Consider the following 16,036-nt stretch of genomic DNA (forward strand, 5'->3'; position numbering starts at 1 on the left):
GGTGATTCCTTCCGCGCGGCTACGGCCGGGTGAGGGTGGCGCGCCACACGGAGCGCTGCCCGGGATCACCCGGGCTGAGGTACTGCACGGCCTGCCCGCGCAGGGACAGGTCCGCGACGTGGATCAGGGCGAGCAGGTCGGCGGGGTCGAGGAGCGTCATGTGCTGGCCGTTGGGCAGGGCGTACACGTCGTCGCCGAGCGGCTTCAGGCACGGGTCGAGGTGGGCGGCGGTGAAGGTGTTCAGCGAGAGCGTGCCGCCGGGCACGAGGACGCGGTGCAGTTCGCGCAGCGCGGCGGCGAGATCTTGGCGGTGGTGGAGGTTGTGCAGGACGCCGTGGCAGAGGACGAGGTGCGCCTGCCGGTCGGCCAGCGGAAGGCTGGTGACGTTCGCTTTGGCGAAGCTGATCCGGGGCCCGCTGTACCGGTGGCGGGCCTGTTCCAGCATTCCGGGGTGCAGGTCGACGGCCAGGACCCGGTAGCCGGCTGCGGCGAGCGCGGGGAGGTTGCGGCCCGCGCCGCAACCCGCGTCCAGTGCCCATGCGCCGTCGGGGGCGGGGTCCGCGAGAAGGTCGGCCAGGTAGGCGGGTGGGGTGAGGGCGGTGAACGTGGCGATGGTGGCCTGGTCGTTCCAGTAGGCACCGGTGCGGGCCGGGCGTTCGTGCATCACCGCTCCTTCCGAGCGCTGAGGGTGTAGCCGGTGTTGAGGGGGCGGCAGCGCAGGGTGTTCAGGCCGGCGTCGGCGAACGCCTGCTCGCATGCGCCGGGAGTGCGGGTGAGGGCGGCGAAGGTGGGGCCGACCGAGGAGAGGGTGAGGACGTCGGCGAGGCTGTCGGTGAAGATGTGCTCGACCTTCTCTCCGGTGGCCAGCAGGTTCGGGTAGGAGAATGCGCAGTTGGCGAGGCTTCCCATGCGGAAGCGGTAGTCGAACAGCAGGCTGCCCAGCGGTCGGAGGTCGCCATCGGTGAGGGCGGGCCAGGCGTCGTGCAGGAGCCGGTAGGCGATCTCGGGGCCGTAGGTGCGGCCGGTCGCGGTGAAGGCGTCGAAGTGGACGGCTTCGGCGGCGAGGCTGGCTCGCGCGTCCCAGATCACCGGGTCGCTCGGCATGCCGAGCACGATGTGGACGTCCCCGGGCAGGTCGGCTTGCAGGAGCGGCACGTGGGCTCCGGCGATGACCTGGACCGCGCCAGGTATGAGGCCGGCGGTGGCGGATCCGCCCAGGCACTGGACCGGCAGGAGGCGGTGTTCCTCGCCGTCGATCTCCTCGCCGTGGTTGAGGGCCAGGAACTTCACGAGCCGCCGGGCCGTGACGGGGCGGCCGTAGAGCTCGTTGACAGCGGTGGTCACGGCTGCGATCTGGCCGCTGCTGGACCCCAGGCCCAGGTGGGCGGGCAGGTCCGGGGCGGTGACCCGCACGCGCAGGCGTTCGCGGATGCCCAGTGCCGAGCGCATCAGCAGGGCGGCGTGCCGGGCCAGGACGGGGTGGTCGCAGTCGGGAGCGGTCTGCACGGCGGGGCCGTCCTCGACGACGTCGATCTCGACGTCGCGCACGAGGTCGCAGGCGAAGAGGAGTTCGCCGGCGAGGTAGGCGCCCTGGCCGGGGACGATCTTGCTGGAGTCCAGGGCCATGGCGTTGATCCGGCTCGGGTAAGCCAGCCGCACCCCGGCGGTGACGGGCTCGGGCGGCGCGGCCAGGTCGTGGACGAGTGCGGAGCGTTGCGCGCCGAGGGGGAAGGGCGGGAAGTCGGTGTCGATGGCGGAGGCGGTGCTCACACGGGGCTCCCGGGGTTGAGGAGGGCGCGGGCGCTTTCGGTGACGGCCAGCAGCTGGTCGAGTGCGTCGGCGGTGTAGCCGCCGCTGCCGAGTGCGCCGTCGTCGCGCACGGCCATGTTGGCGCGGGCGAGTTGGCGGTGCGGGAGTCGGAACCGCAGCAGGTCGCCGATCAGCAGGGCCGTGGCGGGCCGCAGGTGCGGGTGCTGCTGGGCGAGGCGGGCGAGTCCCGGCGTGCGGCGCGCCAATTCGATGAGGGCGCGGTGGTGTGGGGGGAGGTAGAGGGTGTTGTCGTCGAGGTACTGCTCGTACCAGGCGGCGAGTTCGCCGGTGGCCGCTTGGCTCAGCAGCATGACGTCGAGGACGAGCAGGGGCATCTGGGCGCCGCCGGGCGCGTAGTAGGTGTGCCCGGCGATGTCCAGCGGCGGGTAGTACGGCCGCAGTTGGCCGGTGAAGTACCGCGGCGTCAGGTTGCGCTTGACGGTCAGAAGGTGGGCGGCGAATGCCTGGAGGCGCTGGTGCACGAGGTCGGCGAGGACGTCGGCGGCGTGTTGGTCGCCTGCATCTGCGAGGTGGGAGCCGTGGAGGATCGCGGCGTCGAGGGCGTGGCTGGCGGCGGTGACCTCGTCGATGAACAGGTGTTCGCCGGAGGTGTCGGTGAAGGAGCGCCGCCGGGGCCCGCGGGGGTTGCGGGTGGCGTAGGAGTAGACGCTCTCTCGGGGGACCTCGTCGGCGACGGCGCCGAGGTGGAGCAGGGCCGCCTCGACGCTGCGGGGCGGGACGGGCCGGCCGGTGTGGCGGGCGAGGGAGGCGGTGAGCATGCCCAGGTCCCGCAACGCCGCCCGGGCGGGGGCGACGTCGCGGATCCGGGTGGCGTGCTGGGAGAGCCGCATCGCTCGGGTGCGGAGCCAGGTGGTGTCGGCCGCGATGTTGGCCTGGGGAAGGGCCCGCATCACCGTGTCGGCGCCGAGCGGGTCGAGCGCGGCTATGGACGAGTCGAGGTCGCGGGTGAGCGTCATGGGTTCTCCCAGCGGCCCGGGGCGAGCTGCCCCGGGCAGGGTCAGTCGGCGGGCTGGTCGTCGCGGTAGGACCACACGCGGCCGGCTGCGGAGCCGTCGAGGTAGTCCAGCAGGGGTTCGATCTCGGGGCGGGAGGCGGTGGAGGAGGCCAGGACCTTCCTGGCTTCGTCCAGCGGCAACAGAACCGCGCCGGTGACCTTGCCGTCCGGGTCGTGGACGGCGATCTCCCCGTCCCAGTCGGTGCAGTCGAAGGTGAGGACCACCGTGGAGGGGTAGCGGGTGGTCGTGGTGTTGACGAGGTAGGCCAGCGGGCCGACCGCCGCCAGGCGCAGGCCGGTCTCTTCGAGGACCTCGCGGATGAGCGCCTCGCCGAGGAGTTCGCCGCGCTCGACCCCGCCGCCCGGGATGGACCACATCTCTTGGCCGTCGCGCTGTTCCTGGACGAGGACGATCTGGTCGCCGCGCCGCAGCAGGGCTGCGACGACCTGGACGCCGGGGCCGACGACCGGCGCGGGGGCCGGGGTGGTGGTGGGCTGGGTTGCGGTCATGGCTCACTCCAGTTCGTCTCGCAGGGCCGCTGTGCACCCGGGGATCTGGGTGGGATCGCGGCCGTGCCAGTACAGGAAGTACGAGAGGTGGATGACCAGGCGGTGGAAGGCGAGGCGCTGCTCGAACATCGGGTCCACCGGCTGGGCGCGCTGCTGCCAGTAGACGTCCAGCAGCGCTCGGCGGTCCTCGGGTGAGGTGAGGCACCAGCGGTCGATCTTGACGAAGTCGCTGGCGTCCTCCGCCGCGGTGGCGTGGTCGAAGTCGAGCAGGGCGATCTGGCCGCCGGGTCGGATGAGGATGTTATCGGGGTGAATATCCTGATGGGTATTCACCAACGGGTGGTCGCATAGCCGTTCGGCGAGCAGGTTGCCGCGCAGGCGGGCGGCCTCTGCCAGGCCGTCGGGTATCAGCGCGTGCTCGCCGAGGCGGGCGAGGAGGTCGGACAGCTGGCGGGTGCGCGAATCCGGTGACGCCGTGGCGCCGGGGATCGGCTCGGTGTGCAGGAGGGCGATCTGGCGGCCGAGCGCCGGCCACACGTCCGGGGCGATCCCGCCGGCCTCGCGGGCTTCGGCGAACGTCTGGCCCTCGATCCACTCCTGGAGCAGGTACGGGCCGAGGTCCCGGTCGTGGCCGACATCGAGGACGCGGGGGACGGCGACTCCGCGCGCGGCGGCGTCGGTCATCGCGACGGCCAGGCGCCGCAGATGCTGTTCGCCCTCCGTGTGGTTGAGCTTGAGGAGGTAGGAGCGGCCGGAGCCGGCCAGGTGCCAGCAGGTGTTGAAGCGGCCCTGGGGCAGCGGCCGGGCGCTGAGGGTGCCAGTGCCGGGGATGAGCCGGCTGGCGGCGGCGTGGTCGAGGACGGGTGTGGTCACGGGCGGGCCCCCGCGATGGCGAGGCCGGAGGGCAGCCCGACGCGGGTGAACACCTCGTGGACGCTCTCGGCGAACTCGACGACCTGCTCGATGCTGAGCAGGGCGGGGTCCTGGACGTCCAGGCGGGGCAGAGCGTCGTGCAGTCGTTGGCCGAGGTCCCAGGTGGCGGCCAGCTCGAGGGCGTCGGTGCGGGGCTCGGCCAGAGGGGTGAGCGCCAGGTGCAGGCCGGTGTCGGTGAGGCGGCCGTCGACGGTGCACAGCCCGGCGGTGGCGGAGCGGGCCGCCAACACGGTACCGACGGGGGTGGGGGCGAGGAGTTCGGGCAGGTAGGCGGCACCGGTCCAGGTACGGCCGGCCTCGATGTCCACCTCGGCGTCGAAGAACCGGTTGGGGAAGCGGCGGAACTGCTCACGGCGCAGGTGCGGGCGGCGCGGCAGCAGCACATCGGCGTTGTGCCGGGCGGTAACCACTGTGGGCGGGCCGTCGCCGTCGGTGAGGCGGACAGTGATCTCGGCGGAGGTGTCGATGGAGAAGGAGTAGTCGTCGCTGCGGGGACGACGAAACCCCGCCGCGTGCTTGCCGATCTTGGCGGTGATCGCGTCGGGGAAGACCTGCAGTTCGTCGGTGCCGTGCTCGCCCAGGGCCTTGTACTCGGCGGAGCGGAAGGCGCCGTCGGACTCGAAGTTCAGCAGGACGCGCAACGTACCGGGCAGCAGGATCGTGGCGTGGATCGCGCCGACCAGGGACAGCTGCTGCTGGTGGCGGTCGAGGACTTCGAGGAAGTAGTGGTCGGTGCGCACGCCGAACAGCTCGTTTGCGAACGGGTTCTTCAAGTCGGGGGCGTAGACCCGCAGGGGGCCGCCGGCCCGCGCCTGCCCGAAGGGGGCGTCTTGGATCTGCTCGTCGGCGGCCCGCCGTTGGGTGAAGGTGTGGAAGGAGTATCCCGGCACGTCGGGGTCGCGCCGGCCCTCGGGGTGGACGACGAAGTGGCGGAAGCAGTCGGTGTGGGTGCGGGTGTCGGCGATCACGTCGGAGGTGATGCTCCGACCCGCCCCGTCTGCGGGACCTGCGGTGCGGGCCGCCGCGGTGGCGCCGGCCAGGTGTCCGGCGAACACGGCGATCTGCTGTTCCGTCAGGGAGGCGGAGGCGTAGAAGTGGTAGAAGAGCCGCCGTTCGCCAGCCTTCTCGGGGGCGGGCAGGGTGAGGGGGACGAGCCGGTAGCGCTCACACAGTTCGGGCGGCAGCTGTCCGCCCGGGTGGCTGAAGGCGGCCGAGACGACGGGAGCGTTCGGGGCGGGCACGAGGAGGGCGTCGGGGTCGGCCGCTTGGATGGCGGCGGCGAGCTGGTCGCGGTGTTCCAGGCAGCGGGTGGCGACGGTGGTGTAGCCGGTGCGGCCCAGGGTGTGCAGGGCGGCCCACAGGGCTGCCGCGGTGGCGCCGGGGCGTGAGCCGAGGACGGTCTCGTCCGGGATACGGGTGTGCGGGTCGATCCGGGTCACGTGTTCGACCAGTCCCTTGCGGACAAGGAGGGCGCCGCAGGCGTACGGCATGAGGCCGGCCTTGTGCGGGTCGACGGCCATGGAGTGCACGCCGGGATTGCGGAAGTCGAAGGGCACGTCGGGGGCGGTGAACGGGAAGACGAAGCCGCCGTGGGCGGCGTCGACATGCAGGAAGGAGCGGACCCGGTCGGGGTGCTGGAAGGCGAGGTCACGCAGGTGGGCGGCGATGGCGTCGACGGGGTCGGCGAAGCCGCTGTTGTAGTACCCGGCGGTCGCCACGACGATGATGCCGGTGACGCCGTCGGCGATGGCGTCGGCGGCGGCCTGGCGGACCTGGTCGAGGGTCAGGGTCCAGGTGGGCCCGGCTGGCAGGCGTACGAGCTCCAGGTCGAGGATCTCGGCGGCCTTGCCGACGGAGGCGTGGCACAGGTCCGAGGTGATCACGCGCACCCGGTGGCCCGCGCTTCGCAGCAGGTTGCGGGCGATGCGCAGGGCGGCGAGGGTGGCTTCGCTCGCGCCGCTGGTCAGGTGCCCGTCCAGGGCTCCGGCCCGGTAGAGGCCGGCGAGGACGGCCAGGGCTTCCTTCTCCAGGCGGCGGGTGCCGGTCTTGCCCTCGCCGAAGCGGGTGTGGACGCCGACGTTGTTGGTGTTGAGCGCCGACCAGTCGCCCAGTGTGAGCACGGCCTGCGGGTGCGGGGCGGCCATGGCGAAGCCGAGCCTGGTCTGCTGGGGGTCGTCCCAGGCCGGTATCTCAGCGCGGGCCTGGGCCAGGTGATGGTCGATGGACTCGGGGGTCCAGCCGGTTTCGGGGAAGTCGCTGGGCACGGCCCAGCCGGTGTCGAGATCGCCCATGGAAGGGGTCCTCCTCTCAGCTCAGTGGGCTATCTCGCCCAGGTGCTCGGTCTTGGTGAAGCGCAGGTCGCGGCCGGTGAGTTGGGCGGCGCTCGCGCGCAGGGCCAGCAGCCACGGGCCGAGCGCGCTGACTGCGGGCTGCAGCAGGCTGGTGGCGACGGCCGGGGCGGGGGCGGGCTGCTGCCAGGCGTCGTCTGTGTTGCCGGGTGAGCGGAAGTCCTCCAGGAGCCAGCCGCGCAGCCGGTAGGCCACGACCGGTTCGACGATCCCGGCGAGCAGGGCGGCAGCGGCCAGCGGCCGGTGGTCACGCTTGGCTGCCAGGTGCGCTGCGGCGGCGGTCATGACGACCGGGCCGAGTGCCCAGGCGGCGCCGTCGGCCAGGGCTCGGGCGGCCAGCAGTCGCTGTCCGGTGCGCGAGAGCCGGGTGGGCCGGGCGGCGGCGAAGCGGTAGTCGTGGCGGGTGGCGGCGTTGGCGAAGGCCACGCTGCTGAACGCGCGGGCCATGCTTGCCACGCTCTGGTACGGCTCGACGATGTTGACCGAGGGCAGCGCCGCGATGGGCTCGCCGGCCATGCTCAGGCGGTGGCCGACCGCGAGGTCGTCGTGCGGTTCCTGGAAGAACCCGATGTTCTCGATCTTGTCGCGGCGCACGATCAGCCCGGAGCCCACACCGTAGACCATCGGCCGCGCGAGGGCGGCCAGAAGGCCGCCGCCGCGGCCGGGCGCGCACCAGCGGGCCACCTTGATCCGGCGGTACTCGATGCCGACGGTGCGGCGGAAGGCCGCCAGGTCCTGACCGGACATCACGGCAGAGCGCCGCCCTCCGGAGCCGGCGGGGAACGCCGGGAGCATCGGCTGCTGGATCATCGCGGGCCGCTCGGCCGCGGCCTGCGCGAAGTGGGCGCGCAGGCGGGCGTCGGGGACCGCGTCGGCGTCGAAGACCGCGATGTAGTCGTCCCCGGTCGGCGGGAACAGCGTGTCCAGGGCGGCGACGGCGTGGTTGAGCTGGGAGGCTCGCCGTCCCTGACCCGGGTAGGACACGACGTGGAACGTCTCCCGTCCCAGCAGGTCGTTGTGCGTCTTCGCCAGGTCCCGGCACAGTTCCTCGGTGGTCTGCTGCCCGTCGGGGGTCTCGGCCGCCTCCCGCGCGGCGGTGACGACCAGGACCCTCAGCTGTGGCCACTCGGCGGCCAGATCGGCGAAGCGGGCGAGCGAGCGCGGCATCACCACCTGCTCGCGCAGCGCGGGGACGATGACCGTCAGGGCGGGCACCTGGCCGGTCGGTGCGTGCTCGGCGCGGGCGGCCTCGACCCGCATCGAGCGCCAGGACAGGGCCATGGACGCGGTGACGTACACGGACCGGGCGGTGTAGGCGGCGATGAGCAGTCGGCTGGCACGGATCACGGTGTCTCCCCTTCTGCGATGCCCAGTTCGTGCAGGCACCGGTCGGCGTCCTCGAAGTAGTGGGGGCGTGCTTGCGGGCGTCGGGTCAGGATGCGGGCCCGGGCGGTGAGCGGCGTCCATCCCTGCCCGCGCAGGATGGCGTAGGCGGCGGCCGGCGAGCGGTTGACCCCGGCCGCGCAGTGGCAGTACAGCCGGGCCCCGTCCTCGCGCAGAGCGATTTCGGCGAAGGCCAGGCAGGCGGCGTACCAGCCGGCACCGCGCGAGGCGCCGTCGTCCTCGGTGGGGGCGGAGTGCCACACCAGGTCGGGGCAGGTGGCGGCTGGCGGCGGCGCCGGGCGCGGGGTCCGGCAGTCCAGGACGTGCGTGACGCCCAGGGCGAGGAGCTCGTCGACGGCAGCGGGGCTGTCCGGTGCGGCGCCGAGCAGCAGGCGCCCGGTCACGGTGTGGGCGTCCAGGACGAGTTCACCGGGCATGGCCGGCCCCCACGGTGGTGCGGACGGGTACGGTGTAGATCCGCTCGGGGGTGCCGTTGACGAGTCGTCGGGCGATGTCCTGGCCCATGGTGACGGCGTGGTCCATGTTGCCGATCTCGTAGCGCCAGGTGCCGAACCGGCCGCGGGAGTAGATCCGGTGCTCCTCGAGCCACGGCTGGATGAACGCGAGCGCCGCGTCCCTGCCGACGGTCGGCACGGGGTAGGCATACGGAATCAGTTCCACGTGCCCGCTGACGCGCTCCGCCGCCTCGGGAACCAGCCCGCAGTGGCGAAGGGCCGCATCGCACTCCTCGACCAGGCCCGCCCGGTCCAGCAGACTGCCCGCGGGCAGGGACGTCTCCGTCATCCAGGCCGAGTACCGGCCGGGGTCGGCACCTGGGACGTTGGCCGGCGCGTACGCGGAGAAGTTCGTCGCGCGGTAGAACGGCGCTTCGCTGCCCGGAAAGTACAGCCACGAGCGCCGGTCGGTGGTCGGGGAGCGGTAGCCGAGACCGACCATCGCGACGGTGGTGTGGCGCAGGGCGCTGGCTGCTTGCCGCACGTCGTTGGGTGCGCCGGCGGCCATCGCGATCAGCCGGTCGAGCGCTCCGGTGGCGACCAGCTGTCCATAGGAGATGAGGGCACCGTCGGCCGTGAGCAGGGTGCGGGAGGCCGCGTCGATGTGGACCACGGCCTTGCCGGTGCGGACGTCGCCGTTCAACCGGTCGGCGAGCCGTCGCCAGATCGCGCCGGTTCCACCTGCCGCCGGGAACGCGAACTGCGCGTTGGGGCCCCATGGTTGGGCGAGGGAGGGGCCTGCGTCCAGCGCGCGCCGCAGCGCGTCGGTGTCGCAGGGGGCGATCCGCTCGGCGATCCACGAGGCGGACATCTCGGCCAGGTCGGTGGCCCAGATCTTGCGGTTGTAGGGGGAGAAGAACTCCTCCACCAGGCCGGGCCCGTATGTCCCCTCCAGCCAGGAGGCGAAATCGGCCTCCGCCGGGGCTGGCCCCTCGGCCTGGGCGGCGGCGAGGTCGTCCAGGCACGCTCGGGCCCGCGCCGCGGGCAGGTGGTGAAGGTGCTGCTGGAACGGGTACGGCACCCAGCGCTCCCCGTGCCGGATGAACGAGGAGCGGTCGTGGTGCAGCAGCTCGCGCGGCGCGAACAGCTCGCCCATCAGCTCCTCGAAGCTCCGCAGTTTCGAGAACACAACGTGACCGCCCAGGTCCCACGTGAAGCCGGCCTCGTCGATCACGGAGGAGCCCAGGCCTCCGACCTCGGGCGCGGCCTCCAGCAGCAGCCAGTCGCGGTGGCCCAGCCGCTGGAGCTCGTACGCGCACGCCAGGCCGCACGGGCCACCGCCGAGGATCACCACGGGTGATGCGAAATGCTCTCGGGATCTGCTGTTGCTCACGACACCCTCCCCAACCGCGGACTCTGCGGGGCCGGCCTGTGCCGTCCACCCGCAGGATCAGCGGATCGCGATACGTCAATGACACGGTGTGATGGTCTTGGTGCAGGCTGAGCCCCGGGTCTCGGCCGTCCAGCCGAGCGCTGGACCTCGGCCGTACTGGCTTGGCGTGTGTTCGGCGCCAGGAGCACTGCCGCGCCGCTGCGGCGTTCGACTCAGGTGCGCGGCAGTTGCAGCCGGTACACCTGGCGCGAGCCGCCCGCGAAGAGCTGCCCGATCGACTCGAAGCCGAGTTCCTCGTAGAAGAGGCGGGCGCCGGAGCCGGGGTGGTCCGGCCCGAAGGTCGTCACGTCGACCGTGCACGGGGGTGAGGTGAAGGCCCGCAGGGCGGAGTCCACCAGGAGCCGCCCGATGCCCTGTCCTCTGGACTTTCCTTCGACGGCCAGCCAGGTGATCTCGTAGTGCGGGTGACGGGCGGAGAGCAGCAGGCCGCCGGCGAGCGCCGATCCGGCACGTCCTTCTGCCGCACGCACGCACAGGGCGGTGCCGCGTTCGATGTTGCGCATCAGCGCGGCCTGGAACCCCGGGTCGTCGACCAGCGGCCCGAACAGGTCCTCGACTTCGGCGGCGAGCGACATCCAGGCATGGATGTCGGCACGGACGGCGGTCACGGTCTGCATCTACGTGGCTCCTGGTCGACGAAGGGTCGGTGATCGAGGGCGCTCTGCGAGCCGGGCATCCGAGCGGGAAAGCGGTCAGCGCGCGGAGGCACTTCTTCTGCGGCCGTCGGCACCCGGCTCACCGAGCCGGAACCAGACCTGCTTTCCGTGCGACAGGGGCTTCACGTCCAATTCGGCGACGACGTCGGCCAGCAGGAACAGCCCCCAGCCGCCCATCTGGCCGTCCGAGGGCTCCCGCACCGTCGGCAGGCTGTCCACGTAGTCGGTGACGCCGACGAAGACCCCGTCCGGCGTCTCGCGCATCATCAGCTCGCAGTTTCCCGGGGCGTGCTTCAGAACGTTGGTCAGCAGTTCGGTCACTCCCAGGACCGCGAGATCGCTCAGCTCGCTCTTGCGCCACAGCCGCAGGTGCGCGCGGACGATCTCACGCACAGGGCCCATCGCTTCAGGGCGAACCTCGGGCAGCACCATCCGGTACTGCGGGACTGCGCGGACCGCCATGGCAGGCATCGGCCCCTCCGATCGGCAGGGTGAAGCACAGCGAACGAGGTAGCACTCCGTACGCACCGGAGCACCCTCCGCATGTTGAGCTTCCGATGATGGACCTCCGCGGCATCGCTGGGCAATACCATCGGATAGGAAAATCTTTCCCGTCCGACAGCTGGCATATGCCAGAACTGGCCCGAGCGCTACGCTTTCTGACGAAGAGGGAGGTGGTCATGTCTGTCGACCCAACACCGCGTCGCCGGCGCCTGGGCTCCGAGCTGAGACGTCTGCGCGAGGAGCGGAGATGGACCCAGGAGGAGGCGGCCACCCGCCTCGGATACCGGGCACTGTCAACAGTCAGCAAGATCGAGAAGGGCACCCAAGGGGTGACCGTCCAACAGCTGCCCCACTTCTTCGAGGTGTTCGGTGTCACCGACGAAGCCATGCGCCAGGAACTGCGGGACCTGGTGCGCAAGGCCGGCGAGCCCGACTGGTGGCAGCAGTACGAAGGCATCGTCGACGACCCGCTCGGCGACTACCTCTCCCAGATCGAGACCGCCAGCAGCCTGTTCACCTTCAACCCCCTGGCCGTCCACGGCCTCCTTCAGACCCCCGACTACGCGCGGGCCGTCATCGAGGGCAGCCGGGCATGGAAGACCACCAGCGACATCGACGGCTTCATGACCGTGCGCGAGAAGCACCAGACGGACATGCTCGAGCGCACGCCCCCGCTGAAGATATGGGCCGTCCTCACCGAAGGCCTGCTCCGCCAAGAGGTCGGCGACCGCGGCGTCATGCGCGCCCAGATAGAGCACCTCACCAAGCTGGCCCGCACCAACCCGAACATCACCATCCAGGTCCTGCCCTACACGGCCGGCGCACACGCGGGCATGGACGGCCCGTTCATGCTCATGTCCTTCCCCGCCGGGCGCGACCTCGTGTGCATCGAGTCGATGCGTACGTCCTTGCACCTCAACCGACCGGAGACGGTCGAGATCTATCGCACGACCAGCGACCTCCTGAAGTCTGACGCCCTCTCGCCGAAGGCGTCACTGCCCTTCCTCACCGCGCTCGCCAAGGAAATGTCATGAACAAGAACTACCTCGACCCGGCCTGGGTCGACAGCCAGCTCGCCAACGCCCAGTGGCAGACCGCCAGCAGCGGAGGGACCACGTGCGTCGAGGTAGCCTTCCTCGACGATGGCTTCGTCGCCCTGCGCGACTCCAAAAACCCCCGCAAGCCCCCTCACCTCTTCGACGACGCGGAATATGACGCCTTCATCGCCGGCATCATGCGCGGTGAACTGCGGCGCCGCTGATCCGCATCCAGGCTCCATCGGCCTGGCGCGCCGACCAGATGCTGTACCGCGTCAGGCCGATGGACTCCGTCGTGAGCGGGATGCCGCCGCTGCCGCCAGGCCGAGGCGGTCGACGACTACGGCCTGTGCCAATGGGGGGGAGATCCCCGCGATCTGCCGCGGCAAGGGACCGCAGGCCGTCGTCGACTTCGTCCATCACGCCGAGCAGGGCGACCCGGACGGCCAGACCTGGCCCCGCTACAAGCGCAGCGACGACAAGGCGCTGGCGTCCCTGGTCCCAGTCCGCTCCGACAGGTAGCCAACCGCCCCGGCCCGGGCCGGACTTCGCAGCGCTCGCCGGTCCGGGCCCGGTCTCCGGGCCCGGACCGGCCGCCCCGGTACGCTGCACGAGTCACTCCCGTGTTCCGCAGATGTCCCGACCAGCACCAGGAGCCCGTGATGCCACCCACCGACCGGCAGCTCGACGCGTGGGATGCGGCACACCGGCGCGCGACCGGGGCGACCGAAGCCTCCCAGGGCCTCGGGGCGCTCGACGAGAACTGCTGGGACGACGTGGCGATGCGCGGCATCGTCGCGATGGCGCTGTACGCCGCGCACCTGCGCGACGGACGCCCCGTCGACGAGATCCGCTGGCAGGACGTCCTGTGGCTGCTGCGGGACGACCGGGCCCTCCAGGCGTTCCTGGCCGAGGTGCTGTTTGGCTGCGGCCACGGCCTGTCGCGCACCGCCGACGGCGGCGATCCCGTGGCCGGCTGCTGGCGCTGGCTCACCCGCACCTGGGACCCCCGTCTCCCCGGAGAGCCGGGCCTGCGCGACACGGTCGCGCCGCCGGTCGGCGACACGTGGTCCACCGCTCGGCCCGGTGCCGGACGCCCCAAGCGCCGGTGGGACGGGATGACCAGGGGCATCGGCGGCGGCCCCGACCCCGCGATCGAGATCTGCACCCCGTGGGCCGCCGGCGTCGTCGAGGACGCCCTCGCCGCACAAGGCCACGGCCTGCGCCGCCGTGACCGGATCGAGGTGATCGAAGGCGAGTTCGCCGGGCGCGGCGGATACGTCCGCGGCGCCCGCTGGGCGTTCGACGACGAAGCCGCGACCGTCGAGGGTCCCGTCGGCTACGTCCTCGACCTCGACGACGCCGCCGAAGACCGGTGGGTGCCCGCCGACCATGTCCGTGTGGGCGCACACCTGGCCTGGCCCCAGCGACCTGCTGCAACCCTCAAGGCCGACCGCACCGTGCTCGTCGGCCGACCCGACCCGGCCACGCCGGTCGAGTCCTGCGCCGACCACCTCGACAGCCTGCTCGGCGCGGCCGCGAACCCCCTCGTCGTCCCCGACGACCTGCGCAGGGCGATCGCCGGGGCCGCCCGCCGCTCCTGTCTCCGCGAGGAGTGGGGGGCATCCCCCCACCCCCGCCGCCTCACCTGGGAAGTCGTCCGCCACACCTACTGGGCGACCGAGTGGCCGACCCTGCCGCAGCACCCCGTAGCGGACCTGTACGAACTCACCCTCACCCGGCACGTGAACGACCCGGCACCAGTCCACCACCTCGCGCTGACCGCCACCGACATGCTCGCCCTGCTCGACCAGCACACCGCCGCACCCTGACACCGCCCCGGGCAGCCCCGCCGCGAGAGGGTTGAGCGGGCCCTGGCGGCCGAGGACCGTCCCGTCGCCGTCGCCGCCGCGTTCGTTCTCGATGCCCCGGTGGTGGACGCGTCCGGAGGGTGGCCGCCGACCGATCGGCACTGGCGTTCACCTCTCTAGAGGCCTTCTCTCTGGCCGAGCACCATAGACGGCGCGATGGTCTTCGTCGCTCGCGCCCTGCGAAATGCCGAAACCGACGGCTGGTAGCTTCGGCAGGTGATTGCCGCTGCCGCTCGGGCACGGCGACCTCACCACCGGCCGGCTATCAGGCCCGCTCCCGCCCGACTCGCAGCTCCCGCCGCCACCCGCTGCGTCGCCCCGCTGGCGGCCCACGCCGGTCTGCCTGCCGGTCGGTTCGACCCCGACCGCGTTGGCCGAACCGGCCGTCCTGTGTGTCGCGCCCCGCCGGGGATGCCGCCAGCAGACCGAGCTGGCGGGAACCGGTAGGAGGCGGTCCTTACTCTCCTCGGCTGTTCGGCCTCGGATGATTCACGGCCGGCCCGCGGCCCGAAGCCACAAGGGCTGCAATGGCCCCCGCGAGGCGATCCGGTGGAACAACGCCCCGCCAATTTCGGGGAGCCCTTTATCTGATCTTCCTTCTTTCCCGTTCACTCGCACGGTGCATGCCCTGTTCGATTTTCCATGGATATGCTTCCCCCGGTTCTGCAATTGCAGTTTTCATTGCGGGACTCGGCCCGGCCTGCGTGTTCGTGCGGGGGTGGTGCCGGTTTGAGCACATCGGGACAAGCGGAAGGCGGGACCTTGATGAGCGATTTCAGGAACGGCATGGCGGCGAAGGACATCGACGGTGCGGTGTGGGTGAAGTCGGTGGCCAGCAACGCGAAGGGGCAGTGCGTCGAAGCCTCCGCGCTGCCCAGCGGCGAGGTGGCCCTGCGCAACAGCCGCGACCCGGAGGGCCCGGCGCTCGTCTTCACGCCCGGAGAGATCAAGGCCTTCTTCGCGGGGGTGCGCGGCAGCGAATTCGATCACCTGATCGGCGCCTGACGGTTCGGGCGATTATTCGATAGGAGACACGCGAGGGCGCGCGGCCTTACTCTATGGAAGACTCGGTTGAACGTCTTTCATTGAGGAGGGGCGCGTGCCTTTCGCATGCGATGATCCGGATGGGCGTGTGTACGCGTTTCCGCGACCCGCCGCCGATCCCGCCCGGAATCCCACCGCGGCGATGATGCTGGTCGGTGTCCAGTTGAAGATTCTGCGAGGGAACCTGACGCTGGCAGCGGCCGCCCGCAAGGTCGGCGGTTCCGCGGCGAAGCTCAGCCGGTTGGAGAACGGCAGGCAGACGCCCAAGGCGGCGGACATCGCCAAGCTGATGCGGGCCTACCGGGCGGAGCCCGAGGTGGCAGCCGCGGTGGCCGAGCTGGTGACGCACGCGCGGGCCACGCGTTCGCACTGGCTGTACGCCTTCCGGGACCTGGTGAACGGCGACGTCCACCGCCTGATCGCCCTGGAGACCGCGGCGGCGGTGCTGGTCACCTACGAGGCGAAGATCGTTCCGGGCCTGATCCAGACCCCCGGGTACTACCGGGCACTGTTCGAGGGCGAGCTGCGCCCCTCAGAGGCCGATCAGCTGGAACGGAGGGTCGAACTGCGGGCCTGCCGCCAGGACCGGTTCTTCGAGGACCCCGCCCGCAGCGTCTTCTACCTGGAGGAGTCGAGCCTCTACCGCCAAATCGGCTCGCCCCGGATCATGGCCGACCAGATACAGCACATCTACGACCTGACCGGTCGCCCGGGGTTCGGCATCCGCGTCATCCGCAAGGATCACCTGTTCGCCAGCTCGATCTCCTCGCTGACGCACCTGGACTTCGGCAGCGGCGGCCTGCGGGAGCTGATCTACAACGAAACGCTGACCGGCGGCGAGTACTTCACCCACGGCATCGACGAGCGTCCGGCCGAGGGCGAACGGTACAAACTGTCCGAGATGGAGCAGTACAAGGAACAGCTGCTGAAGCTGATGAATGTCAGCGCCGAGCGCGCGCCCAGCCGGCCCCTGATCCTCCAGGCGTTGTGGCACTGGCAGGAGCGGCTGTGACATGCG

Annotated in this window: 16 protein-coding genes; 5 read left to right on the forward strand and 11 right to left on the reverse strand. The window is 71.5% G+C overall.

Going from position 1 to position 16,036, the window contains the following annotated elements:
- Positions 1-19: 19 nt before the first annotated feature.
- The 11 genes from ACI1MP_RS10530 to ACI1MP_RS10580 form a co-directional block, all read right to left on the reverse strand.
- Complete coding sequence (locus ACI1MP_RS10530) at positions 20-664, reverse strand: class I SAM-dependent methyltransferase (protein WP_404868495.1); 645 nt, start codon at positions 662-664, stop codon at positions 20-22.
- Positions 664-1,770, reverse strand: a complete 1,107-nt coding sequence (locus tag ACI1MP_RS10535) for a hypothetical protein (protein ID WP_404868496.1) — start codon at positions 1,768-1,770, stop codon at positions 664-666. Before ACI1MP_RS10535 ends, ACI1MP_RS10530 begins: the two co-directional genes overlap by 1 nt.
- Complete coding sequence (locus ACI1MP_RS10540) at positions 1,767-2,786, reverse strand: monodechloroaminopyrrolnitrin synthase PrnB family protein (protein ID WP_404868497.1); 1,020 nt, start codon at positions 2,784-2,786, stop codon at positions 1,767-1,769. The genes ACI1MP_RS10535 and ACI1MP_RS10540 overlap by 4 nt, the downstream gene beginning before the upstream one ends.
- Before the next feature lie 41 nt (positions 2,787-2,827).
- Positions 2,828-3,334 (reverse strand): NUDIX domain-containing protein, encoded by a 507-nt coding sequence (locus ACI1MP_RS10545; RefSeq protein ID WP_404868498.1) that lies wholly within the window; start codon positions 3,332-3,334, stop codon positions 2,828-2,830.
- A gap of 3 nt (positions 3,335-3,337) precedes the next feature.
- Entirely contained in the window at positions 3,338-4,207 is an 870-nt protein-coding gene (locus tag ACI1MP_RS10550; RefSeq protein WP_404868499.1) for a phosphotransferase family protein, read from the reverse strand.
- Positions 4,204-6,558, reverse strand: coding sequence for a pyridoxal phosphate-dependent decarboxylase family protein (locus tag ACI1MP_RS10555; RefSeq protein WP_404868500.1), 2,355 nt, complete (start codon positions 6,556-6,558; stop codon positions 4,204-4,206). The genes ACI1MP_RS10550 and ACI1MP_RS10555 overlap by 4 nt, the downstream gene beginning before the upstream one ends.
- A gap of 21 nt (positions 6,559-6,579) precedes the next feature.
- Positions 6,580-7,962 carry a hypothetical protein gene (locus tag ACI1MP_RS10560; protein ID WP_404868501.1) on the reverse strand — a complete coding sequence of 461 codons (1,383 nt, stop codon included), beginning with the start codon at positions 7,960-7,962 and terminating at the stop codon, positions 6,580-6,582.
- On the reverse strand, positions 7,959-8,435 hold the full coding sequence (locus tag ACI1MP_RS10565; protein ID WP_404868502.1) for a hypothetical protein: 477 nt from the start codon (positions 8,433-8,435) through the stop codon (positions 7,959-7,961). The genes ACI1MP_RS10560 and ACI1MP_RS10565 overlap by 4 nt, the downstream gene beginning before the upstream one ends.
- Complete coding sequence (locus tag ACI1MP_RS10570; protein ID WP_404868503.1) at positions 8,425-9,846, reverse strand: protoporphyrinogen/coproporphyrinogen oxidase; 1,422 nt, start codon at positions 9,844-9,846, stop codon at positions 8,425-8,427. The genes ACI1MP_RS10565 and ACI1MP_RS10570 overlap by 11 nt, the downstream gene beginning before the upstream one ends.
- 212 nt (positions 9,847-10,058) lie before the next feature.
- On the reverse strand, positions 10,059-10,523 hold the full coding sequence (locus ACI1MP_RS10575; RefSeq protein ID WP_404868504.1) for a GNAT family N-acetyltransferase: 465 nt from the start codon (positions 10,521-10,523) through the stop codon (positions 10,059-10,061).
- A 75-nt stretch (positions 10,524-10,598) separates the two neighbouring features.
- Positions 10,599-11,033, reverse strand: coding sequence for an ATP-binding protein (locus ACI1MP_RS10580; RefSeq protein ID WP_404868505.1), 435 nt, complete (start codon positions 11,031-11,033; stop codon positions 10,599-10,601).
- Positions 11,034-11,242: 209 nt separating this feature from the next.
- Here ACI1MP_RS10580 and ACI1MP_RS10585 point away from each other — a divergent pair, with 209 nt between their 5' ends.
- From ACI1MP_RS10585 to ACI1MP_RS10605, 5 genes are all read left to right on the forward strand, one after another.
- On the forward strand, positions 11,243-12,100 hold the full coding sequence (locus tag ACI1MP_RS10585) for a helix-turn-helix domain-containing protein (protein WP_404868506.1): 858 nt from the start codon (positions 11,243-11,245) through the stop codon (positions 12,098-12,100).
- Positions 12,097-12,327 carry a DUF397 domain-containing protein gene (locus ACI1MP_RS10590; RefSeq protein WP_404868507.1) on the forward strand — a complete coding sequence of 77 codons (231 nt, stop codon included), beginning with the start codon at positions 12,097-12,099 and terminating at the stop codon, positions 12,325-12,327. Before ACI1MP_RS10585 ends, ACI1MP_RS10590 begins: the two co-directional genes overlap by 4 nt.
- Positions 12,328-12,765: 438 nt before the next feature.
- Positions 12,766-13,935, forward strand: coding sequence for a hypothetical protein (locus tag ACI1MP_RS10595; protein ID WP_404868508.1), 1,170 nt, complete (start codon positions 12,766-12,768; stop codon positions 13,933-13,935).
- 804 nt (positions 13,936-14,739) lie between these two features.
- Positions 14,740-14,979, forward strand: coding sequence for a DUF397 domain-containing protein (locus ACI1MP_RS10600; RefSeq protein ID WP_404868509.1), 240 nt, complete (start codon positions 14,740-14,742; stop codon positions 14,977-14,979).
- 202 nt (positions 14,980-15,181) lie between these two features.
- A complete protein-coding gene (locus ACI1MP_RS10605) occupies positions 15,182-16,030 on the forward strand; it encodes a helix-turn-helix domain-containing protein (protein WP_404868510.1) in 849 nt (282 codons plus the stop codon).
- Positions 16,031-16,036: the final 6 nt, after the last annotated feature.

Source organism: Kitasatospora griseola (assembly GCF_044999035.1).
GTDB classification, from domain to species: domain Bacteria; phylum Actinomycetota; class Actinomycetes; order Streptomycetales; family Streptomycetaceae; genus Kitasatospora; species Kitasatospora griseola.